Annotated in this window: 18 protein-coding genes and 1 pseudogene; 13 read left to right on the top strand and 6 right to left on the bottom strand. The window is 69.6% G+C overall.

The window, feature by feature from the left end:
* Positions 1 to 34 precede the first annotated feature (34 nt).
* From K228_RS28760 to K228_RS0107035, 5 genes are all read left to right on the top strand, one after another.
* Positions 35 to 184, top strand: a complete 150-nt coding sequence (locus K228_RS28760) for a hypothetical protein (protein WP_188116173.1) — start codon at positions 35 to 37, stop codon at positions 182 to 184.
* A gap of 5 nt (positions 185 to 189) precedes the next feature.
* Positions 190 to 1,602 carry a class I SAM-dependent methyltransferase gene (locus K228_RS0107050; RefSeq protein WP_025617790.1) on the top strand — a complete coding sequence of 471 codons (1,413 nt, stop codon included), beginning with the start codon at positions 190 to 192 and terminating at the stop codon, positions 1,600 to 1,602.
* Positions 1,595 to 3,679 (top strand): sulfatase-like hydrolase/transferase, encoded by a 2,085-nt coding sequence (locus K228_RS0107045; protein ID WP_025617789.1) that lies wholly within the window; start codon positions 1,595 to 1,597, stop codon positions 3,677 to 3,679. The genes K228_RS0107050 and K228_RS0107045 overlap by 8 nt, the downstream gene beginning before the upstream one ends.
* Before the next feature lie 333 nt (positions 3,680 to 4,012).
* Positions 4,013 to 5,296 carry a citrate synthase gene (locus tag K228_RS0107040; RefSeq protein ID WP_025617788.1) on the top strand — a complete coding sequence of 428 codons (1,284 nt, stop codon included), beginning with the start codon at positions 4,013 to 4,015 and terminating at the stop codon, positions 5,294 to 5,296.
* A gap of 170 nt (positions 5,297 to 5,466) precedes the next feature.
* Entirely contained in the window at positions 5,467 to 6,333 is an 867-nt protein-coding gene (locus tag K228_RS0107035) for an SDR family oxidoreductase (RefSeq protein WP_025617787.1), read from the top strand.
* Positions 6,334 to 6,360: 27 nt separating this feature from the next.
* Here K228_RS0107035 and K228_RS0107030 read toward each other — a convergent pair whose 3' ends face one another.
* The 4 genes and pseudogenes from K228_RS0107030 to K228_RS0107015 all read right to left on the bottom strand — a co-directional run bounded on the left by K228_RS0107030 (position 6,361) and on the right by K228_RS0107015 (position 9,844).
* Positions 6,361 to 7,215, bottom strand: a complete 855-nt coding sequence (locus K228_RS0107030) for a TrmH family RNA methyltransferase (protein ID WP_025617786.1) — start codon at positions 7,213 to 7,215, stop codon at positions 6,361 to 6,363.
* Between the two features lie 75 nt (positions 7,216 to 7,290).
* Positions 7,291 to 7,546 (bottom strand): annotated as a pseudogene (locus K228_RS0107025) (GNAT family N-acetyltransferase); the annotation flags it as partial.
* Positions 7,547 to 7,649: 103 nt separating this feature from the next.
* Positions 7,650 to 9,128, bottom strand: a complete 1,479-nt coding sequence (locus tag K228_RS0107020; RefSeq protein WP_025617784.1) for a glutamate-cysteine ligase family protein — start codon at positions 9,126 to 9,128, stop codon at positions 7,650 to 7,652.
* 167 nt (positions 9,129 to 9,295) lie between these two features.
* Positions 9,296 to 9,844: a hypothetical protein gene (locus tag K228_RS0107015; RefSeq protein ID WP_025617783.1), complete on the bottom strand. Its 549-nt coding sequence runs from the start codon at positions 9,842 to 9,844 to the stop codon at positions 9,296 to 9,298.
* Positions 9,845 to 9,981: 137 nt separating this feature from the next.
* On the opposite strand from K228_RS0107015, the gene K228_RS0107010 reads away from it, so the two are divergent.
* The 3 genes from K228_RS0107010 to K228_RS0107000 all read left to right on the top strand — a co-directional run bounded on the left by K228_RS0107010 (position 9,982) and on the right by K228_RS0107000 (position 13,696).
* Positions 9,982 to 11,106, top strand: coding sequence for a baeRF2 domain-containing protein (locus K228_RS0107010; RefSeq protein ID WP_025617782.1), 1,125 nt, complete (start codon positions 9,982 to 9,984; stop codon positions 11,104 to 11,106).
* Between the two features lie 133 nt (positions 11,107 to 11,239).
* Positions 11,240 to 12,634: a hypothetical protein gene (locus K228_RS0107005; RefSeq protein ID WP_025617781.1), complete on the top strand. Its 1,395-nt coding sequence runs from the start codon at positions 11,240 to 11,242 to the stop codon at positions 12,632 to 12,634.
* Positions 12,635 to 12,841: 207 nt separating this feature from the next.
* Positions 12,842 to 13,696 (top strand): SigB/SigF/SigG family RNA polymerase sigma factor, encoded by an 855-nt coding sequence (locus K228_RS0107000; RefSeq protein WP_025617780.1) that lies wholly within the window; start codon positions 12,842 to 12,844, stop codon positions 13,694 to 13,696.
* Between the two features lie 145 nt (positions 13,697 to 13,841).
* On the opposite strand, the gene ctaD is transcribed toward K228_RS0107000, so the two are convergent.
* Positions 13,842 to 15,839 carry an aa3-type cytochrome oxidase subunit I gene (gene ctaD / locus K228_RS0106995; RefSeq protein WP_025617779.1) on the bottom strand — a complete coding sequence of 666 codons (1,998 nt, stop codon included), beginning with the start codon at positions 15,837 to 15,839 and terminating at the stop codon, positions 13,842 to 13,844.
* Between the two features lie 246 nt (positions 15,840 to 16,085).
* Here ctaD and secA2 point away from each other — a divergent pair, with 246 nt between their 5' ends.
* Both secA2 and K228_RS0106985 read left to right on the top strand, forming a co-directional pair.
* Positions 16,086 to 18,377: an accessory Sec system translocase SecA2 gene (gene secA2, locus K228_RS0106990; RefSeq protein ID WP_025617778.1), complete on the top strand. Its 2,292-nt coding sequence runs from the start codon at positions 16,086 to 16,088 to the stop codon at positions 18,375 to 18,377.
* 157 nt (positions 18,378 to 18,534) lie between these two features.
* Positions 18,535 to 19,275, top strand: coding sequence for a GAF and ANTAR domain-containing protein (locus tag K228_RS0106985; protein ID WP_025617777.1), 741 nt, complete (start codon positions 18,535 to 18,537; stop codon positions 19,273 to 19,275).
* 62 nt (positions 19,276 to 19,337) lie between these two features.
* Here the strand turns inward: K228_RS0106985 and K228_RS0106980 are convergent, their stop codons facing one another.
* On the bottom strand, positions 19,338 to 20,285 hold the full coding sequence (locus tag K228_RS0106980) for a DUF3500 domain-containing protein (protein WP_025617776.1): 948 nt from the start codon (positions 20,283 to 20,285) through the stop codon (positions 19,338 to 19,340).
* 396 nt (positions 20,286 to 20,681) lie between these two features.
* Between K228_RS0106980 and K228_RS0106975 the strand changes: the two genes are divergently transcribed.
* The 3 genes from K228_RS0106975 (at position 20,682) to K228_RS0106965 (ending at position 22,429) form a co-directional block, all read left to right on the top strand.
* On the top strand, positions 20,682 to 21,176 hold the full coding sequence (locus K228_RS0106975; protein WP_025617775.1) for a winged helix-turn-helix domain-containing protein: 495 nt from the start codon (positions 20,682 to 20,684) through the stop codon (positions 21,174 to 21,176).
* A 182-nt stretch (positions 21,177 to 21,358) separates the two neighbouring features.
* Complete coding sequence (locus K228_RS0106970; protein ID WP_025617774.1) at positions 21,359 to 21,757, top strand: TraR/DksA family transcriptional regulator; 399 nt, start codon at positions 21,359 to 21,361, stop codon at positions 21,755 to 21,757.
* Positions 21,758 to 22,000: 243 nt separating this feature from the next.
* On the top strand, positions 22,001 to 22,429 hold the full coding sequence (locus K228_RS0106965; protein WP_025617773.1) for a DUF2267 domain-containing protein: 429 nt from the start codon (positions 22,001 to 22,003) through the stop codon (positions 22,427 to 22,429).
* Positions 22,430 to 22,745: the final 316 nt, after the last annotated feature.

Raw genomic sequence — 22,745 nt, 5'->3', positions numbered from 1 at the left:
GCGTGCCGAGGGTCGAGATCGGAAGGAGTGGCCGGTGGATTATCTGGCCTACCTGGACGCGGGATCGGGCAGCCTGATCGTGCAGGCGGTGGTTGGCGGGGTAGCTGGTGTCGCGGTGGCCGGCAAGCTCTACTGGCGACGCTTGGTGGACCGGTTCCGCAAGCAGCCCACCGACCGGCACTGACCGGCATGACATCTGCGTATCCCGACCTGCGGGCCGAGCCGGCGTCCTTCCGGGACCCCGCGAACCGGGTCTTCCACTGCGGCGATGACGTGCTGCGTGGGTTGGACGAGCGGGGCGCCGCCGAATGGCGGGCTCTCGCCGACAGTAACTTCTTTTCGGCGCTACTCGCCGAAGGTAAGGTCTGCGACACCGTCGAGACCAGCCCGGCGCCGCCGGGTTGGTCTGCGGTGCTTCGGCACGAACGCATCCCGTTCGTCTCCCACCCGTACGAATGGTCCCACGGCATGCTGCGGGACGTCGCCCTGCTGCACCTGGACATCCTCCAGGCGGCGCTGCCGGGCGGCTTCACCACCAAGGACGGTTCGGCATACAACCTGCAGTGGCGCGGCGCGGAGCCGGTCTTTATCGACATCGGCTCGTTCACCCCGGTCCGGGATGGCGAACCCTGGGCCGGCTACCGCCAGTTCTGCCAGACCCTGCTCTACCCGCTGCTCCTCGGTGCCCACCTGGGGCTGGACTTTCAGCCGCTGTTGCGGGCCCAGGTTGATGGCATCGAGGCGGACCAGATTCGTCGATTGTTCACCGGCCGTCGCCGGTTTCGCCCCGGTGTGCTGACCCACGTTCACCTGCACGACGCGATGCAGCGACGCAATGCCCGATCCAGCACGGCCGAGGTTCGCAGCCAGCTACGCGACGCCGGTTACTCCCGTGACCTCGCCGTCGCGACGGTACGTGGTCTGCACCGCCTCGTCCGCCGGCTGGACCGCCCGCCGCCCGCCAGCCACTGGATCGACTACCAACGCACCTGTGGCTACACCACCGAGGACCGGGCCGCCAAGGAGCGCTTCGTCGCCGCGTCGCTGACCGCCGGGCCGCCGACCCGGCTGGCACTCGACCTCGGGGCCAACGATGGCCGGTACGCCCGCCTGGCCGCGCGCCACGCCGAGCACGTTGTCGCGGTCGAACAGGACCCGGGGGTGGTTGACCGGCTGTACCGGGAGCTGCGGGCCGAGGGGGAGAAGCGGGTCCTGCCGCTGGTGATGGATCTGGCCGACCCGTCCCCCGGTGGCGGCTGGCGGGGGGTCGAGCGGGCCTCCTTCGGCGATCGGGCGCGGGCTGATGTCGTCCTCGCCCTGGCGGTGGTCCACCACCTCGCGGTCGGGCGTAACGTCCCGTTGCCGGAGGTGGTCGCGTGGCTGGCCGGTTTCGGTCGGCCGGGCACCCGGCTGGTGGTGGAGTTCGTGCACCCGGAGGATCCGATGGCCCGCCGGCTGCTCGCCAACAAGCCGGAGAATGCCTTTCCCCGCTACCGCCGGGACGAGTTCGAGCGGCTGCTCGCCGCCCACGGCCACCTCGAGGAGCGCCTGCACCTGCCGTCGGGTAGTCGGACCCTGTACCGGGTGGTCCTGAGTGGCTGACTCGGGCGTCGCGCCCACACCGGATCAACCCGACAGCGTTGACGGCGCCTCCGATCGACGAGCTGGTGCCGCGGGGGATCCGGACAGTGCCCCGCGCCGTGGCTGGAGAGCGGAGGGCTGGCGGCTGCTGGAGCTCGCCGCTCTGCTCGGGCTCGTGGTCACTCAGCCGTTGTTGGACGTGCTCGGCCAGAGTCCGGACTTCTTTCTTTTCCACCGGGCCAGCCGGGGCGAGATCGTGCAGCTGGTCGTGCTGGTCGCGATCGTGCCGACCGTTGCGCTCGGAGCGCTCGCTGCGACGTCGCGGCTGGCTGGCCGTACCGCCCGGGAGGTGACCCACACGCTGCTCGTGGGTCTTCTGTTTGCCGCGCTGGCCGTGCAGGTTGGACGGCACGCGACACCATTGCGGGGGGTGCCGCTGTTGGTCCTGGCGCTGGTCCTCGCCCTGGCGGCGACGGTGGCCTACCGGCGGTGGCGTGCCCCGGCCCGCGTGCTGCGGGTCGCGGCGCTCGGGCCAGCGGTCTTCATTGCGCTGTTCCTGCTCGTGTCGCCCACCTCGACGGTGGTGTTGCCACGCGGGGACGGCGGCGCCGTCGGGCTGGCCCGCGCTGGTGGACACCCGCCGGTGGTCCTGTTGATCCTTGACGAGCTGCCCCTCGTCTCCCTGCTCGGCCCGGAGGGGCAGATCGACGCGGATCGGTTCCCGCACTTCGCGGAGCTGGCCGCCGGCTCAACCTGGTACCGCAACGCGACGGGGGTCAGCGGTTGGACGCCGTACGCGTTGCCGGCCATGCTGACCGGCCGCTATCCGGCCACGGGGGCGGCTCCACACTACTCGCAGCATCCGGACAACCTGTTCACCGCCTTCGGTGGCCTGTACGACATCCGTGCCGAGGAGAGCATCACCCGCCTCTGCCCGCCCAGCCGCTGTGAGACGCCGCCGGGCCGGGAGCAGGGGATGGGGGTGCTGGCCCGGGAGAGTGCGAAGTTGCTGGCCCGAATATCCGCGCCGACGGAGAGTCGGGTTGACCCGGCGGACTCCTACCGGGAGCAGACCGCCGCGGAGGCTGGCATCGACGCCGCCGAGCCGATTCCGGCGGATCCGAAGTTTCGCTGGGACCGGCTGAACGACAACCAACCGGCCCGATTCAGCAGCTTCCTCGCCGGACTCCAGCCGTCTGCCCGGCCCACCCTGCACTTTCTGCACCTGCTGATGCCACATTCGCCATGGGCGTACCTGCCCTCCGGGGTGCGCTATGCGGCACCCGAGGACTTCCCGAACGAGGGGGAGGGCTGGGTGGAGTTGGCCCGTCAGCGGCATCTGGCCCAGCTCGGCTACACCGACCGGCTGATCGGCGAGACCCTGCGTACGCTGCGCGCCACCGGACTCTACGACGACGCGCTGCTGGTGGTCACCGCCGACCACGGGGTGAGCTTCACCAAGGGGGCGCAGGGGCGGGGGATGGGCGCGATCGAAGCCGCCGCCGACGAGGTGGCCTGGGTGCCGCTGTTTGTCAAGTATCCCGGGCAGCGCACCGGCCGGCTTGATGACCGGAACTGGCAGCACGTTGACCTGCTGCCCACCCTCGCCGATGAGGCAGCGATCCGGCTGCCCTGGGCGGTTGACGGCCGGTCGGCGCGGGAAGCGCCCCGGGCGCAGGCGAGCAAGGTCTTCTACGACCGGCCCGCCCAGCCGACCCCGATCGGCGGTGGCGTACCCACCGCGGCGCCGCCCGTCGTACCGCACCCGCTGATCGGCAGCACGGTGCCGGATCAGCCGACGGCAGGGGTGGCCCGGGTCGAGAACCTGGCCGCCTTCCGGGAGGTGGACCCGGACCAGGGCCTGCTGCCCGCGCTGGTCTGGGGTGACCTACCCGACGAGATTCCCGATGGCACTCCGCTGGCGGTGGCTATCAACGGCCGGGTCGCCGTCGTGGTTCCGGTGGTTGGCCGGGACGAGGGCGGGCGCCGGTTCGCCGCCCTGATCGGTGATGACCAGCTCTTTCGGTCGGGAACGAACCAGCTTGGTCTCTTCCTCGTCGCTCCAGACGGCACGCTTACCCGACTCGCGCTCTCCTGACCCCGGTCGCCGGTCGCCGGTTGGCTCGGCCCGCGGTTGCCTGTTGCTTTGGCCTGCCTGTCCAGCGCGGCCCACCCAGGATGCTTGTGGTGTGCTGCTGTGATTTCGTCCGATATTTGACGTCCAGTGCTTTCGTTCTGTCCTGTCCTGCCTCGGGCTGACTCCCTGTCCTGGGGTGGTCGACCGGTCGGTGTTTCCTGGCCGGTCGGCCGGGAAAATGGGTGACGCATACCTCACCGGCGAACCACCGCGGGCGGTGTCCTGGGAAGCACGAATACGGTAAAAGCGAAGGAAATTCAACGAAGAAGATCTGTCGGCGAAGCGAGGACGCACATGACGGAAGTCAAGCTCGATCACCCCGGTGGGCAGCTGTCGATGCCGGTGAACACGGCGATCGAGGGTCCCGCCGGCATCGGGGTGAGCCAGCTGCTCAAGCAGACCGGGATGACGACCTACGATCCTGGTTTCGTGAACACGGCCGCCTGTTCGTCCGCGATCACCTACATCGACGGCGACGCGGGGATCCTGCGCTACCGGGGCTACCCGATCGAGCAGCTGGCGGAGAAGTCCTCCTTCCTGGAGGTCTCGTACCTGCTGACCTACGGTGAGCTGCCCACCCAGCAGCAGCTGACCGAGTTCACCGAGCGGATCCGGCGGCACTCGTTGCTGCACGAGGAGATGCGTCGGTTCTTCGACGGCTTCCCCCGGGACGCGCACCCGATGGCGGTGCTCTCCTCGGCGGTCAGCGCCATCTCCACTTTCTACCAGGACAGCCTCGACCCGTTCGACGACGAGCATGTGGAGATGTCGACGGTCCGGCTGATGGCGAAGGTGCCGACCATTGCCTCGTACGCCTACAAGAAGTCGATCGGCCAGCCGCTGCTGTACCCGGAGAACTCCCTCGGGTACGTGGAGAACTTCCTCCGGATGACCTTCGGCGTGCCGGCCGAGCCGTACGAGGTCGACCCGGTGATGGCTCGGGTGCTGGACATGCTGTTCATCCTGCACGCCGACCACGAGCAGAACTGCTCCACCTCGACCGTGCGGCTGGTGGGTTCCAGCAACGCCAACCTCTTCGCCTCGGTCTCGGCCGGTGTGAACGCCCTCTTCGGTCCGCTGCACGGCGGCGCGAACCAGGCCGTGTTGGAGATGCTGGAGACGATCCGGGCCGACGGTGGCGATGTCCGCTCCTTCGTGCGGCGGGTCAAAGACCGGCAGGCCGGTGCGAAGCTGATGGGCTTCGGCCACCGGGTCTACAAGAACTACGACCCCCGGGCCACCATCGTGAAGAAGGCAGCCCAGGACGTGCTCGGTCGGATGTCCAACTCGGACCCGATGCTGGACCTCGCGATGGAGCTGGAGGAGATCGCGCTCGCCGATGACTTCTTCGTCTCCCGCCGGCTCTACCCGAATGTGGACTTCTACACCGGCCTGATCTACAAGGCCATGGGCTTCCCGACGAAGATGTTCACGGTGCTGTTTGCCCTGGGGCGGCTCCCCGGCTGGATCGCCCAGTGGCGTGAGATGATCAAGGACCCGGAGACGAAGATCGGCCGTCCGCGGCAGATCTACACCGGTGCCGCGCAGCGCGACTACGTCAACCTCGAGCAGCGCTGAGCGGAGCGAACTCGCTAACTCAACCGGCCGGCAGTCGTTGACCCGTTGGTGTCAGTGACTGCCGGCCGGTTTGCGGTGTCGGAAATTCCCGATATCCATGGATGTGGCCGAGCCTGGCGGGCGCATGCCCGAACTGGCGTGACTGCACAGTCATATGCGTTAATTACGAGATGTCTTATATCGTGCATGGCGCCACCGGCGCCCAGGGTTTCCCTGTTCTGTCCGCTCTTCAGGCGGCGGGGCAGCGCGCAGTCGCCGCGGTCCGCGACACCACCACTGTGCCGGACGGATTCGCCTTGGCCGCGGTCGACCTGGCGAACGCAGACTCGTTGGCTGCGGCCTACACCGGTGCGGAGGGTGTGTTCGTCCACCTCCCGTTGGGCGCGCCGGCCGATCTTGAAATCTATGCCAAGGCGGTCGCCGCAGCAGTCGCAACGGCCCGACCTCAGCGGGTGGTTGTCTCCACCAGCGGTCAGATCGTGGACCAGCCGGGGACGCCGCTGCAAGCCGCGCCGGAGACTCCGGTCGTCCAGCTCATCCGCGACATCGAGGCGAGTGGCGTCCCGACAGCGGTCGTCGCTCCGCGCCTCTACCTGGAAAATCTGCTACTGCCCGTCGTCATGGGGCCCGTACGTGCGGAGGGGGTCCTGCGCTATCCGCTGCCGGAGAACTTCTCCGTGTCGTGGAGCTCCCACCTGGACGTCGCGGACGTCGTCACCCGGCTCCTGACCGACGCGACCGCCACCACCGGTACGGTCGCGGTCGGGCATCGACCGGGGTTGACGGGGGCGGACCTGGCCGCGGGCTTCTCCGCCTACCTGGGCGCGGAGGTGCGCTACGAGGCCATCACTCCGGCCGCCTTCGGCGAGCTCATCACCCCGCTTTTCGGCGCCGGTGCCAGCGCCGGCGTGGTGGGTCTGTACGAGCTGCTGAACGCCCAGGCCGGGAACACCGTCGCCGAGGAGAACAGCGCCCAGCGGCTGCTTGACCTCGCTCCACGCTCTGTCACCGACTGGCTCACGCAGGTACGCGCCTGAGTCGGTGGGGTAGTTTGTCGGCCGCCGCTACAGACGTACTTGAGTTTCCATGTCGGCGGCCGACGCCGTTCGTTGCCGCGCGGCCTCGTACAACACGACCGTCGCCGCGGCGGCAGCGTTCAGGGAGCTGGCGGCGCCGGTGATCGGGATCTGGACCATACGGTCGCAGGACTGCCGCCATGCCGTGCTGAGTCCGCGCGTCTCGTTCCCCACCACGATGATCTTCGGTCCGGTGAGGTCGTGTGCGGCGATCTCCATCTCGCCGTCTTCGTCGGTGCCGACGATCTCGATGGGGATGCGCGTAGCGCGCAGCGAGTCGGCCCAGTCCAGCACCGCACGATGGCTCGGCACGCGGACCACGGGCACGGTGAACATCGAACCGGTACTCGCGCGCACGGACTTGGGATCGTAGGGGTCGGCCGCATGCCCGGTGATAACCACGCCGGCGGCTCCGAAGGCGTCCGCGGACCGCACCAGCGAACCGATATTGCCCGGAGCGGTCGGTCGGTCGAAGACCATCACCAACATGTCGGCCGTGCCGGGTATCCGCTGTAGTCGGTCCTCGGGGAGCCCGACCACCGCGAGTAACTCTGGTGGCTCCTCGTCCTTGCCCCCGAGCTCACCCAAGAGCTCCGGCGACACCGCTACCCGGCTGGCCCCGCCGACCTGGTCCAGCAGGTCTCGACTCCATCGGGAGAGGTTCTGCTCGTCGGGATACAGCAGTGCACGGACCTGCCAACCATGCTCGATGGCGAGGGTGATGGGCCGAACCCCCTGGACCACGAACTCCCCCGCACGCTGGCGTTTGGTGCGATTGGTCAGCAGGGCCTGCCACTGCTGGAAGGTCGCGTTTCGGGTGCTGACCCTGATTGTTCTCGCCATCTGGCTCAGTGCCTCCTCGCTGCGCCTACCTCTGGCCGGCAACCGAGCGGCACGGCGGGTGCTGCCCGAGAGTACCTAGTCCGTATCCGCGACCCGCCTACCCCCGGCCGCGCTCCCCGCAGCTCGGGTCAACTCGTACTCGACCTCGCCCTCCTCGGACCCCGGCAGCGCGTCATCCCAGACCGGGAAGTACGTGCGGACGTACCGCATGCCGACTGTCTCCACTACCCGCCGCGAGGCGGGGTGCACGGCCATAGTCCGCGCCAGCCAGCACCCGGTGTTGCCCGGCGGTGTCGAAGGCGTGCCGACGGGCAGGCCGAGATGCCGGTCCGCCGGCGGTGTCAGGAGTAGCCGGTCACCGTGCAGTGTCGGCTGCGGCATGCGCCGACGTCACAGCTCGGGCACCTGCCAGTAATCCGAATTCGACCGGCGGCTCAGGGAATGGGCCACTCGTGGGCCGGCCGATTGCTGTGCATCAGGTCCACGTAGTGGCGGAGTACCTCGCGTAGCGCCTCGGGCCGGCCCAGGCGGTCAGCGGACTCAAGTCGGTTCAGGGTGGCGACCTGCCAGCTCGCCCCGTTGCGGCCGGTGAGGCAGCGCTGCTCGATGATGCCGAGCAGTCGATCCCGCTCGGGGGGGTCCATTCCCCAGCGGTCCAGCCCGTGGTGGGCCAGCGGTAGCAGTCGGCGGAGCACCAACTCGGTGACGGGTAGGTAGCCGAGGCCCGGCCAGAAGACCTGCGCGTCGATGCCGTGCCGAGCACAGGTGGTGAAGTTCTCCTCGGCAGCGTTGAATGACATCTGCGACCACAGCGGGCGATCACTCTCGGCCAGCGCGCGGACGAGGCCGAAGAAGAATGCCCCGTTGGCGACGGTGTCCACCACGGTGGGCCCGGCCGGTAGCACGCGGTTCTCCAGCCGCAGCTGCGGCTGGCCTGCCAGGACGTCATATCTCGGCCGGTTCCACCGGTAGATGGTGCCGTTGTGCAGGCGTAGCTCGGCCAGCCGCGGCACGGCACCAGCCGCGATCGCATCGGCTGGATCCTCCGGGTCACAGACCGGCAGCAGCGCGGGGAAGTAGCGGACGTTCTCGTCGAAGAGGTCGAAGACGGTGCTGATCCAGCGCTCCCCGAACCACACCCGGGGACGGACGCCCTGTGCCTTGATCTCCTCTGCGCGGGTGTCGGTCGCCTGTTCGAACAGCGGGATCCGGGTCTCCTGCCACAGCTCCCGGCCGAAGAACAGCGGTGCGTTGGCCCCCAGCGCGACCTGAACGCCGGCGATCGCCTGCGCCGCGTTCCAGTAGTCGGCGAACTGGGCGGGGCTGACCTGGAGGTGGAACTGAGCGCTGGTGCAGGCCGCCTCTGGCGTGATGGTGTCCGCGGTGATCGCCAGTCGTTCAACGCCGTTGATGACGATACGCAGATCTTCGCCGCGCGCAGCGAAGATCTGTTCGTTGAGCACTTCGAAACGGGGATTCGCGGAGAGCGCGGCCGAGGTGAGGTGTTCTGGCCGTAGCGTCGGCAGGATTCCGATCATGACGAGACGGGCGCCGGCGGTGTGGGCCCGGGTGTCGGCGGCGTCGAGGCGCTCACGCAGCGTCTTCTCGAACTCCAACGCCCCGGCGCCAGCGAGCCGCAGCGGAGTTACGTTGATCTCCAGATTGAACTGACCCGGCTCGGTCTGGAAGTCTGGGTCAGCCACCGCGGCCAGCACGGCGGCGTTGCGCATCGCAGGCCGCGACTCGTCGTCGATCAGGTTGAGCTCGATCTCCAGCCCGGTCGTCGGCCGATCCACGTCGAACCGGGAGTCCGATAGCAGCTCGGCGAAGGCCCGGAGGCAGCAGTGGAGCTTTTCGCGATACCGGACTCGATCCGCACGGTCGAAGGTCCGTACGTCACTGCTCTCGCCCATGGTCACCGCCCTGTCACCGCTGGCCCCCCTGACATTCGCACAGTGCGTCCGATGGCGGTAGACCTGCTGGCTACTCCCACCCACCTGGTGGGTCGCGGTAGCTGTCCGCCGATCCGGCGGGGTGTGGCTCCGGCCGGCAGGCGGAGCGAGCGGCTACCGGAACCGGCTCACAGCAGGCTGGAGCAGGCGGCCACTGCGGCCAGCAGCAGCAGGCCCAGGCTGGCTTGGAGCAGGAGCGGCGGTCCGAGATGCGACCAGAGCGTCGCCGTACGCGGGGTGAGTGACTGTCCGGTGGTGAGGTTGACGATCCGCTCGATCTTTGGCGGTAGCTCGGGGTCGCGCTGGCGGCGTAGGGTGAGCTGCACGTGGTCGGCCGGATGCAGGGCGCTCTGCGGCAGGTGCCCGTGTAACTCGACCTCGCACAGCTGTCCGGCGGAGTCCCGCAGGCGGACGGGGGTTACCAGGAACTCCGGGCCGTTCCGAAGCTCCTTGAACGTGCGCCGACCGCGGCCGGAACCGGCCGCTGCGAGCTGCTGGAGCAGGGCCATCAGCATTCTCACCACGCCGGCTGCCACGAGCACCGCCACCAGCACCGGCTGGCCCACCCGTACCTCGCGCGGGTAGCCCTCGAGTAACCGGACGATTCGCCCGGTGACGATGCGTGCCGTCGGATGAGTGATCCGTGGGGCATGTAGGTCGCTGTCCATCGCCACCACCCAGGGTTGATCTGTTCCCCGATGGTATCGGCCGGCGTGGGTGAATGGGGGGAATGAACGCGGGTCACGTGGCGTGGGTCAGGTGACAAGTCGGCCGGCACGGGTAATCGCAGGGTCGAGCTGGAAAGGGGTCGCGTATGCAGCTGTCCTTCCTGCGCCCGCTCTATGATCGACCGGGCCCGTGGTGTTCGGTTTACCTGGATGCCTCCGCCGACACCGAGGACGCCCACGCCGCGCTGGACCTGCGCTGGCGCGCGCTCCGGGACCGACTTCAGGAGCAACGGGCCGACCCGGCGTCGATCGAGGCGATCGATCGCGTCGTCCGGGGGCATAACCCGATGCCGGGTGACTACGGCATCGCTGTCTTCGCCAGCCATGGTCGGGTGGCCTTGTCGGAGTACCTGTCCGCCCCGCCGCTGCGAGATATCGCCGCGGTTGCGTCGCTGCCACACGTGATGCCGCTGCTGGCCCAGCGGGGCGAGCAGGTGGCCTGGGTGCGGGTGATCGCCGATCGGACCGGAGCGGACGCGATGGCGGTCAGCGCGGGGGGTGTGCCCCGGCACGCCCATGTGCAGGGCCGGCAGGACTACCAACTGCGTCGCGTGCGGCCAGGAGGTTGGTCCCAGTCCCGCTATCAGCGGGCTGCGGTGGAGGCCTGGCACCGCAACGCGGGTGACATCGCCGCCGCCGCCGCAGAGCTGGCCGAGCAGGTGCGCGCCGACGTGGTGGTGGTGTCCGGAGACGTGCGGGCCACCGGTGTGATCGCCGCGCAGTTGCCGGAACGCTGGCAGGAGGTGCTGGTTCGTACCGATGCCGGCAAGCGGGCGGACGGTGCCGACCATACCCAGTTGGATGACCTGACCGTGCAGACCATCGCCGAGGTGGCCGACCAGCGGGTCAGCACCGCCCTGGACCGGTTCGGTCAGCAGGAGGAGATCGGGTCCGGACTGGACGCGGTGGTCTCCGCGCTGCAGCGAGACCAGGTCGAGAACCTGCTCTTCGTGGACGACGCGTCGGCGACCGGCGAGTTGTGGGTGGGGTCGGATCCCACCCAGATCGCCACTGATCCCGAGCAGCTGTCCGCCATGTCGGTCCGGGACCCGGAGCAGGTACGCGTCGACGCCGCCTTGGTGCGGGCGTTGGTGGGTACTGACGCGGAGTTGACCGTGCTCGGTCCCGACGAGGCGCCGGAGCTGACCGGTGGGGTGGGTGCGGTACTGCGGTATGTCGATGCCGCCACGCCGGGGCGGGACCGCGCCTGAGGTCCCACCACCCATCCGTCGGGGATTACCGGGTAAATCCCGAGGAGTAAGGGATGCCCAGTTTGAACCCCATCGGGGTGGGAAGCCGGGCTGCGTGGTTAGCGAACGAGGAAGAGTCGGGCCGGCGCACGGGGTGCGCGCGCGGCGTACCGACGGGCGGGCCGGCGACCGCGTCGTGGCAGCCGGCAGCGCAGCCCGGACCCTGGTCGCGGCCACCGCCCGGGCCCTGCGCGGCACTGACTGCGCTGACCTGGGACACCCCAGAGGGATGTCTCGTCTCAGCGGGGCACCCGAACCGGTTCGGCGGGCAGCGGCTGCCCGGGCCGCCGGTCGGGTCGCCCTGACCGTGGGGCAGGCCGCCGAGGTGGACGCAGACCAGGTGGCTTGTTGGTTCGCCGACCAGTACCCCCACCGCCGCTACCCCGGGGTGCTCCTCGGCTCCCCGCACGGCGCGGCGGCGCACCTCGCGGTCTCGCTCGGCATCCCGTGGCTGCCCACCGGCTTCGAGTTGAGCGTGCACTGGCCGCAGGGGGCGGTGGACGGGCCGCAGGCCGCGCTCGACCATGGTGCCGCGCTGGCCGCACGGTTGCTGGTGGGAAACCCCGAACTACACATACGGCAGGTGCATTGTCCGGCCAGCCGCGGTGCGTTGGCGGGGGCGACGGTCGCGCTCGCCGCTCGCTGGCGCTGGCTGCCCGCGGCCTACCTCCGGTTGCTGGCCGACTGCCTGGAGCCCGGAGCGCCGGTGCTGCTGCTCTGCGACGCCCGTACCTGGCCGGTGTGTGACTCCGCCCGCGGGCACAGCTTCCAGGTCGGCTCTCCGCGCAGTGGGTTTGATCCGGTGGACTTCCACCCGGACAGTCCCGCGTTGCGCCAGGTGCTCCAGGCGGCCGGAAGCGACGGCGCACGGTGGTGCCCGCCGGCGGTGGCGGAGGCGCCCCGGCTGGCCGAGCACGGGGTGGAGCCCGGCTTCGAGCAGTCCGTTCGGGAATGGGCTTCGGTGCACCGGCATCCGTCGCATCGGGTACTCGTGCCAGAGCCGGCGGTGTTGAGCGCGGTGACCGCGGACCTGTACCGGCACTGGTTGCGCGCGGCTGGAAAGACCGGCAACCGTCTGGTCGTCGAATGCGGCCGGCTGCTCGACCCGTGGCAGGTGGTTCGAGCCGGCATGGTGCCCTACTGGTGTGAGAGCGCCACCCGGCGCAGCGTGGAGGGGGTGGAGTGGTGGCTCGCTGGTAGCGAGCCGTTCAGCTCGGTGGACGTGCTGCCGGAGCCGCCGGGGCTGCGGTCGCCGGCGGTCGCCGGGCTTCCCCAGTGGCTGGCCGTGGCCGGCTTCGGCCGTCGTCGGCGGGCTCTGGATCGGTCGGCAGCCCGGGGCTACCCGGTCACGTCGGTACCCACCCGTCGGGCAACCGAGGTGCTGCGGGCGCAGTCGTACGACCTGCCGACACCGCCGCCGATGACCGTTGCGACTGTCCTTGCGGCGCTCCGCGACGGTGGCTCCCAGCAGGGACTGCTCGTCTCCTGACCCGGACGCGCCGAAACATCCTCGCGAACCCCGGGTCCCGTGATTGAGTACCTACGGAGCGGGAACACCGCTGGCTGCGGCGGCCGGATCCTGCCGGCGCCCGCTGGTGCCCCAGCCACGAAACCCACTTCCGACCCGGTGCGTGGTGTCACCACGCGCACGACCGGTTTGCCAAATCCGGGCGGGACCTTCCTGAGGGAGGCGCGGATGTTCGGACAGACCACCACAAGTGCTCCGTCACCGACCGAGCGAGGCCTGGAGGACCTCGACGCGGCGGCCCTGGCGTACGCGGCCCGGATCGAGGGGTTGCCGCCCCAGCGGTGCCAGGAGGCCCGTGACGACCTGGTCCGCTTCGCTCTGCCGTTCGCCGGACGACTGGCCCGTCGGTATCGCGGGCGGGGCGAGCCGCTGGAGGACCTGGAACAGGTCGCGCGGCTCGGGTTGGTGAACGCGGTGGATCGTTACGACCCGGAGCGGGGCTCCTTCACCGCGTACGCGGCGATCACCATCGTCGGCGAGATCAAGCGCCACTTCCGGGACCGTACCTGGGGGGTGCACGTGCCCCGCCGGCTGCGTGACCTCATCCTCGAGGTTGGCCAGGCCACCGCGGCGCTGACCAGCGAGCTGTCTCGGGCGCCCACGGTGGCGGAGCTGGCGGCACGGTTGGAGACGCCGGAGGAGGAGATCCTCGCGGCGCTGGAGTCAGCTGCCGGCTACAGCCCGGCGTCGCTCAACGCCCCGGTCGGCGGCGAGAGCTCGGCCGAGTTCGGCGACCTGGTGGGTGAGTCCGACAACGCGCTGGAGTCGGTAGATGACCGGGTCACCGTGAGTGGCCTGCTGCATCGATTGCCCTGGCGGGAACGGCGGATCCTGGCAATGCGCTTTTACGGCAACCAGACCCAGGCGGAGATCGCCGCCCGCTTCGGCATCTCCCAGATGCACGTGTCCCGCCTGCTGTCCCGGGCGTTGACCTGGCTGCGGCAGGCGATGCTCGCCGACGCGCCGCCGCCGTGGCAGAACGGCGTCGCCGAGGCGGAGACCGGCCGCCCCAGAGCTCGGTGAGAGCCGGACGGCTGCTCCCGGATGCGGCCGGCGCTGCGTCCGTCGCTCGCTCACCATCGTTGACCGTGCCTGCCTGACCCGCCGAACGCTGCGCGCAACGGATCCCGGGGTGACGGCCAGGCCCGTCCAGGGGTGCCGAGTCGGCTCAGTTCTCGGTGCTGTCGCCGGGTCCACGGGGATGGCGCCACCGGTCGTTCGGCTCCTGCGGGGCTTCGAAGTCGGTGGTCTCCTCGGGCTCGTCGGTCTCCTCGAAGCTGGGACGGCGTACGTCCTCCGGCTCCGGTACCTCGACTGGCCGCGCCCCGGACTGCGGGGCGGGGTGGTAGGCCACCGCCTCGCGTGCGCCGACGGCGCCCTCGGCGCTGGGTGGCTCGGGTAGGTGTGGCTCTCGGTGCAGCTCGTCACGGAGCGTCTGCGGCGGTCGGGTGGTGCGCTGCGGCAGATCCCGGCCGAGGTCGGCGACGAGTGGTCCGTACTTGGCGTCGAAGGCCGGGCGCTCCGAGCGGATCCGGGGTATCCGGTCGAAGTTGCGCAGCGGCGGTGGACAGGTCGTCGCCCACTCCAGGGAGTTACCGAAGCCCCAGGGATCGTCCACGTTGACCACCGGTCCGTACCGCCAGGACTTCCAGGCGTTCCAGATGAAGAACAGGGTGGATGCTCCGAGTACGAACGACGAGACGGTGGAGATCGTGTTCAGGGTGGTGAACCCGTCGCCGGGCAGATAGTCGACGTACCGCCGGGGCATTCCCTCGTTGCCCAGCCAGTGTTGGACCAGGAAGGTGCCGTGGAAGCTGAGGAACATCGTCCAGAAGTGCACCTTGCCGAGCCGTTCGTCGAGTAGCCGGCCGGTCATCTTCGGGAACCAGAAGTAGATTCCGCCGAAGAAGGCGAAGACCACCGTACCGAAGAGCACGTAGTGGAAATGCCCCACCACGAAGTAGCTGTCGGTCACGTGGAAGTCCACCGGCGGGCTGGCCAGCAGCACCCCAGTGAGACCGCCGAACAGGAAGGTGACCAGGAAGCCGATGGAGAAGAGCATCGGTGTCTCGAAGGTAAGCTGCCCCTTCCACATGGAGCCGATCCAGTTGAAGAACTTCACCCCGGTCGGTACGGCGATCAGGTAGCTCAGGATGCTGAAGAACGGCAGTAGCACCTGACCGGTGCCGAACATGTGGTGTGCCCAGACCGCCATGGAAAGCACGGTGATGGCACCGGTGGCGAACACCAGCCCGGTGTAGCCGAAGACGGGTTTGCGGGCGAACACCGGGATGATTTCGGTGATGATCCCGAAGAACGGCACCGCGATGATGTAGACCTCGGGGTGGCCCCAGAACCAGAACAGGTGCTGCCAGAGCAGTGGTCCGCCGGTGGCCGGATCGAAGACGTGCGCCCCCAGGAGCCGGTCGGCGAGCAGGGCGAAGAGCGCGGCGGCCAGCAGGGGGAAGACCAGCAGGATCAGGATGCTGGTGAAGAGCATGTTCCAGGTGAAGATCGGCATCCGGAACATGGTCATGCCGGGGGCCCGGAGAGTGACGATGGTGGTGATCAGGTTGACCGCGGTGAGGATCGTGCCGACACCGCCGAGGGCGAGGCCGACCAGGACCATGTCGGGGCCGATTCCGGGGGAGTGTTCGGCCTGGCTCAGTGGTGTGTAGGCGAACCAGCCGAAGTCGGCGGATCCGCCCGGGGTCAGGAAACTGCCGAAGAGCAGCAGACCGCCGAAGAGGAAGAGCCAGTAGCCGAAGGCGTTCAGGCGGGGGAACGCGACGTCCGGCGCCCCGACCTGGATCGGGACGATGTAGTTGGCCATCCCCAGCGCCGCCGGGGTGGCGAAGAGTAGCAGCATCGCGAGGGCATGGGTGGTGAACAGCTGGTTGTACTGTTCGGGGGAGAGGAACTGGAGCCCGGGCCGGGCCAGCTCACCCCGGATCAGCATGGCCTCGATTCCGGCCAGCACGAAGAAGCCGAAGGCCGTGATCAGGTAGAGCAGGCCGATCTGCTTGTGGTCGGTGGTGGACAGCCACCGGGCCAGCGTGCTGCCGGGTAGCGTCGGCCGCCGCGGGCCCGGGTAGCCGCCAAAGCGCGCCGGTGCCAGGATCGCCGGACCCCGGTCACGTGGTTCTGTGGTGACCCGCTTGGGCATGGACCCTCACCCCGCTGACGACAGATAGGACGGGCACGGCTTCCCGCCCCTCTGACCATGAAACCAGGCGAGAGGGATTATTCAGGCTAGAGCGGTATTTTCATTTCCCTGGACCTGCGGGTCACGCTCCCCGCCCTGGGGCCGCCTGGTCGCCGGCCGGGGGCAGCTACCGGTGGCGCTCCTCGACGCCGCCGGCGGACCGGGCGGGCCGCTGAAGATCGGTCCGGTCGCGTACCGTTGCCGCTCATGGGTGTGTCGCAACGGTTGAAGAGCAGGTTCCGCCGGTTCCTCCAGCGCCCCGGGACGACGGTCGACCTCGCACCGCTGGAGAAACTTCTGCCCGCGATCGAGGCCCGGGGTGAGGAACTACCGGCCCTCGACGATGTCGAGCTGACCGAGGCGGCTGGCCGGGCGGAGGGCTACGCGGAGATCTGCGCGGTTGGTCGCGAGGCCGCCCACCGCGGTCTGGACCAGCGGCCCTACGACGTGCAGCTGCTCGGCGCGATGGCGCTACTCTCCGGCAAGGTCGCCGAGATGGCCACCGGCGAGGGCAAGACCCTGACCGCGACGATCGCCGCGTACGGGCATGTCCGCCTCGGCAACGGTCCGGTGCACGTACTGACCGTCAACGACTATCTGGCCCGCCGGGACGCCCAGTGGATGCAACCGGTGTACGACCTGCTCGGCCTGACCGTCGGCTGGGTCAATGAGGCCTCCACCCCGGAAGAACGGCGCGCGGCCTACGCCTGCGACGTCACGTACGTGTCGGTCAGTGAGGCGGGCTTCGACTACCTGCGCGACCAGCTCGTCACCGACATTGCGGACCGGGTCCAGCCGGCGCTGCGTACCGCGATCGTGGACGAGGCCGACTCGATCCTGATCGACGAGGCTCGGGTACCGATGGTCCTCGCCGGAGCGGTTCCCGGTGACCGGGATCCGGTGCACACCGCCGCGGCGCTGATGCGTGGGTTGCGCGAGGGCCGGCACTACACGGTGGCCGAGGACGGTCGTAGCGTCGCCTTCACCACCGACGGTCTCAGCGCCGTCGAGGCCAAACTCGGCATCGACCTGTACGACGAGGAGCAGGTCGCCCAGCTCTCCGCGGTGAACGTGGCGCTGCACGCGCACGCCCTGCTGCACCGCGATGTGGACTACATCGTGCGGGACGGCACGGTCGAGTTGATTGACGAGATGCGCGGACGGGTGGCGCAGCGTCGCCGTTGGCCGGACGGACTGCAGGCGGCGGTCGAGGCTAAGGAGGGGCTCGACGCCACCGCCGAGGGGGAGGTGCTCGGCACGATCGCGGTGCAGGCATACATCGGGCTCTACCCGACCGTGTGCGGGATGACGGCGACCGCGGTACTGGTCGGCGAGCAGCTGCGCGAGTTCTTTGATCTCGAGGTGGCGGTGGTCCCGCCGAACACGCCGTGTGTCCGCGAGGACGAGCCGGACCGGATCTACGCGACCCAGGCGGAGAAGGAGGAGGCGCTGATCGACGAGATTCGGCGCAACCACGAGCGGGGGCGGCCGGTCCTGGTCGGCACCCTCGACGTGAAGGAGTCCGAAAGCCTGGCGGCCGGCCTCGACGCCGCTGACGTCCCCTGCGTCGTGCTGAACGCCAAGAACGACGACGAGGAGGCGGCGATCATCGCCGAGGCCGGCGCCCACGGCACGGTCACGGTCTCGACCCAGATGGCTGGCCGGGGTGTCGACATCCGTCTCGGTGGCAGTGATCAGGCGGACCGGGACCGGGTGGCCGAGCTGGGTGGCCTCTACGTGATCGGCAGTGGCCGGCACGACAGCCGCCGGGTGGACGACCAGCTGCGTGGGCGGGCCGGCCGGCAGGGCGACCCGGGTGGGTCGGTCTTCTTCGTCAGTCTGCAGGACGATCTCGTGGTCCGACACGCCGGTGACACGGTGCCACGGTCGCCGCGGATGAACGCCGACGGCCTGGTTACCGACCCGCAGGTGGATTACGCCGTGGAGCACGCCCAGCGGGTCGCGGAGGGGGTCAACCATGAGATCCACCGCAACACCTGGCGCTACAGCGTGGTGGTGGAGCAGCAGCGCAAGGCGTTGGCGGAGCGCCGTGAGCGGCTGGTGACCAGCGATGTCGCCGCCCTGATGCTGCTCGACAAGGTCTCGGAAAAGGCCGGCGAGATGGACGAGGATCTTCTCGCCCGGGTCGCCCGGTCGATTGCGTTGTTCCACCTGGATCGGCTCTGGGCCGAGCACCTCGCTGAGCTCTCCGAGGTCCGCGAGGGTGTGCACCTGCGGGCGTTGGGCCGGTTGGACCCACTTGACGAGTTCCACCGCGCCGCGGTGCCCTCCTTCAACGAGTTGGTGCCGGAGATCGAACGGCGCACCATCGAGACCTTCACCGAGACGGAGTTCGACGAGGACTGGGAGCCGGACGAGGCCAAGCTGGTCCGGCCGAGCGCCACGTGGACGTACCTCGTGCACGACAACCCGTTCGGTTCGGAGCTCGACCGGCTGATCGCCTCGGTGGGGCGGCGGCTCAGCTCCGGATCTCGCTGACCAACCCGGAGTGTTCCGGTAGCCTCCGGCTCCGGAGGACGCCCTGTTTGGGTAGTTTCGACCTCTCGCCGCGGGGTAGTAGGCCGGGGCCGTGGTGTCGGGACAGGCCCTCCGGCGGTCCGGTGGTGGGAGGTACGGCGTGATGGAGGTGGGTCGGGTGAACCTGGAGATGCGGGAGTCGGTCGGGGAGACGCTCGGTGTCCTGGAGACCGCGGGACTGCTCCGGGAGCTGACCGCCGGGCTGATCGGCGCGACAGACCTCGACGCTGCGTTGACCGTCCTCGTCCGGATCGCCCGCGACGGCGTCGCGGGGGTTGACTGGTGTGGGTTCACCTCCCTGCGCGCGGGGGAGCCGGCCGGGGCGGTGGCTTCCGACACCCGATTCGCCGAGCTCGACGACCTGCGGCACGGCCCGGACTCGCCGGCGATGGCGGCGATCGGGCGGCGGGAGCTGGTGATCGCGGAGCTGCGGAGCGTCGAGACACGGTGGCCGGACTGGACTTGGCGCGCCCGTGAGCTCGGGGTGTCGGCCGTGATCTCCGCGCCGGTCGACATCGACGAACAGGTGATCGGCGCGCTCAACCTCTATGCGGGGGCTCGGGAGGTGCTCACCCCCCGGCACCAGCTGACCGCGATGTTGGTGGCCGAACACGCTGGTCTTCTGCTCGCCGCGGTGCGGGACCGAGCGCGGGCGGTGGCCGAGGCCGGTCAGGTCGACGTGGCGCTGCTCGGCGAGAGTGTTGTCGGGCAGGCGCTCGGTGTCGTCATGACCCAGCGGGGCTGCCGGGCGGAGGAGGCCGTGACGGTGCTGCGCAGCGCGGCATCCTCGCTCGGGATCCCCCTGCGGGAGGTGGCGGAGCGGTTGGTCACCACGGTTTCGCGGCCTCGCGACAACTAACCGAGCCGGCGGAGAGCCGCGCGACGGGGGGGCGCGGCGACTCCGGCGGACTCGCCGCCGGTTCAGTGGGCGACGCGGTGGTGGGCAGCCAGGAGGTCGGCGCCGAAGTCGCTGCTCGGCCGGCGAAGCACGGTGTGGGCGTGGTTGCCGTCGTCCGCGGTGTTGTCATACTCGATCAGCAGGTCGTCGCCCTGAAGGCGGTAGTAGTGGCGCTGCCCCGGCCAGCTTGGTCCAGCCCAGGCGAAGTGCACTGGGGACCCGGCGAGCCGACGGGCCTCCTGGTGTGCCAACGCCGGCGGGAACCGCTCCAGGTAGAGAGCGACGAGTTGGTCCAACAGGGCTCGGCCGGTGGGGCTTAGCCGGTCAGCGGAGACGCCGAGGGGAGCCATTGGGGTGTCCACGTGCGGTCGGGTCGCGCTGATGATGTCGGTGGGAGCCGCTTCGGCGATGATTGCCGTCGTTCGTAGTTGCGGGCTGAGGGAGTCCAGCAATGCCCGACCCAGGTCCTCCTCGGGGCCGAGCGGGCGGGTTACCGGCCGGCCGGCCCAACGGACGGCGGCCGGGTTCGCCCCGAAGAAGACCGGAGCGGGGGAGACCTGGTCGGCGACGATGGTCATGCTGATCGACAGGTGGTGCCCCTCGATCCGCCATCCCCACGCCTCGTCCTGGATCGGGTCACCGAAGACCGCCACCCAGTAGTCGTCGCTGTGTCGGCCACGGCGTCCCCCCTCGGCTCGGTCCAGCACCTCCTCCAGACCGAAGATCGCCACTGCCTGGGCATAGGCCGCCGGGCTCAGGGCGCTCGCCAGGAGTCGGTGGGTGGCCTTCCGGGCAGCGCGGCGCAGGTCGGCCAGGCAGACGCCGGGGCGGGGTCGGGGCCGGTACTCGATCCAGCGCCGTGCCCTCAGGTCGTCGAACCGGTGGCTCGCCCGGGCACGTTCCGGCTCGTCCAGGACGGCGAGCAGCGCCGCGGCGGCGGTGCGCTGCTGCTGGGAAAGCGAGTCCTCCACCGTCCCTGTATACCCCGCCGGCACTGGGCGACACAGGTGGTGGGCCCGGGGAACCGGCAAATGTGAACGCGGCGGGGACCCCCGGGTCGGGTCCTCGCAGCGGCTCTGCTGTAATCAGTTGACCTCGTACGCAGAGCGAGCGCACCGCTCCGATGTGTTAGTCAATTGTCACATTCATGCAACGCAGCTGCCCCTTGACCCCCGAACGGGTGCCGGGAAGCATCGGTGAAGCGGCGTCCCGGGCCGTTGGGGAGATACCCGGACCAGCCAAGGAGGACCATGTCGGTCAGCCCCGCCTCGTCGCGCGCCGGATGGCATTCGTCCCAACCCGCTGTTCCCGGTCGCCCTCCGGGTGGTCAGCGCCGTCCCACCAACACGGTTCCCCCTGTCCTCACGGTGACCCTGTCGATTCCGTTGGCCAGCGACGAGGCGCTGAACCCGGCGGCCCGGCGGCTGCTGGACGCGGCTCGCGAACTGATGGAATGTGGAGACAGCACGGTCACCATGACCGGCAACGGGTTTTCGGACCGGCGGGTGGAGCCGGTCCCGACTGGCCGCCCACCGAGCCGGTCGCTCGCCCCAACCATCCCCACCCTGCACATCCTCGCCTCTTCCCGCTCCGTGCTGCGCGACGGTGAGCCGTTGTCGCTGACCCGGTTGGAGTTTGATCTGCTGCTGCACCTGGTCGCCCACCCCCGGCGGGTCTTCACGCGGCTACAACTACTCAATGCAGTCTGGGGCTACGAGCACGCCGGGGTGCGCACGGTGGACGTGCACGTCCGCCGGCTGCGGGGCAAGGTCGGTGTGGACGTCCCCCTGGTCACCACCGTCTACGGGGTCGGCTACCGGCTCGCCGACGACGCCCGGGTGACCATCGACCGCAGCGGTTGACGGAGGCCGTAGCCCACCCTGGTGCTGTCTGGGGGGCCGGCGGGGCCGGGTAGCCGGTCAGGCGGCGTTTGGTCTGTGGCGGTGCGGGGTATTCGGTCGGCTCACCACACGGGTCGCCACCCGTGCAGCAACGATCAGCACCGGTCCGGTGGACCGGAAGGCCCTCAGGAAGGCAGGCAGCGATGCTCGTCCACGACCCGGTCGACACGCCCCGACCCCAGGCGGAAGCCGATCAGATCCGGCAGTCCCTGCAGGCCCGGTACGACGAACTCGCCGCCGAGTATGAGCAGGCTGTGGTGCAGAGTCAGGTGTTGCGCCTGGTCGAGGTCGGGGACACCGCCGGCGATGACCAGGCCGACAGCGGCACTAAGACCGCGGAGCGGGACACCGCGCAGTCCCTTCTGCGTACGATTCTCGACCGCCGGGCACAGTTCGAGCACGCCCTGACCCGGCTGGAAGAGGGCACCTACGGCTTCTGCGAGGGCTGCGGCGCGTCCATTCCGGTGGAGCGGCTGGAGATCTTCCCGTCGGCGACGACCTGCGTGACCTGCAAGCAAACCCGGGAGCGCCGCGTGGCCTGACGCGCCCCCCCCGCCGCGGCGGCGCGCGGAACGGAGCAGACGGAGGTGACTGGAAGGTGACGGTGCAGACGAGACCGGAGCGCCGTCGGGGCGTCGTTGTCCACGTCGTCGGGGTGCCCGGCGGCCGGCGACGGGCGCACCGGCTCGGCGGAGTCAGCCCGGTGCGACGGCGCCGCGGCCCAGCGGGTCCCCCGCGGCGAGACGACGATGGCTGGTGGGGGCCCGACGTTCGGGGGTGGAGAGATGGCTGAGCAGCTACAGTCCGCGATCGATGCGTCCACGCAGAAGACGAACCTGATTCTCCAGGACATCGAGGAAGCCCTCGGCTGGCCGAAGGGACAGCGGAACCAGTCCTACTGCGCCCTACGGACGATGTTGCACCTGCTACGCGATCGATTGCCGGTGCAGGAGAGTGTGGAGTTCGCCGCTCAGTTGCCGCTGGTGATCCGCGGAATCTACTTCGATGGCTGGCAACCGATGGACGTTCCGGTCAAGCTGAACCGAGACGACTTCCTCCTTGAGTTCCGGAAGCAGTTCACCTATGACCTTCAGGGCGATCCGGAGCACCTGGTGCAGGTGGTGCTCGACGTCCTGCACCGGCATGTCAGCTCGGGGCAGTGGGACGACGTGTTGGACAACCTGCCGAAGGACCTGGCCCGGATGATGCCCTGACCGTTCCCGCGCCCATCCGGGGACAGGGTTCGGACCGGGCCGGCCGTTGCCCGGCGAACCACCAGCGTCAGAGTCCTGGGACGGCTACCGTGTGGTTGGGGAGGGCCGGAGGTGGGGACACCCGCCACATGACGGACCCCGGCGTTCGGACGGGGCACAGCCGAGGAGCACCCATGGCACTCAACGACGACGACATGACGACCTCCGGCGGCACCCGCCCCGAGGGTCCGGCTGATGGTGGGGCGACTCCGGGTCAGCACGATGGTGGTGCCGACGGCAGCGCGGAGGGTCCGGCTGATGGTGGGGCGACTCCGGG

This window comes from Salinispora cortesiana (genome assembly GCF_000484695.1).
In the GTDB taxonomy this organism is placed as follows: domain Bacteria; phylum Actinomycetota; class Actinomycetes; order Mycobacteriales; family Micromonosporaceae; genus Micromonospora; species Micromonospora cortesiana.
The sequence above is the reverse complement of the archived record's forward strand: the minus strand, read 5'-3'. Positions and strand labels throughout refer to the sequence as shown.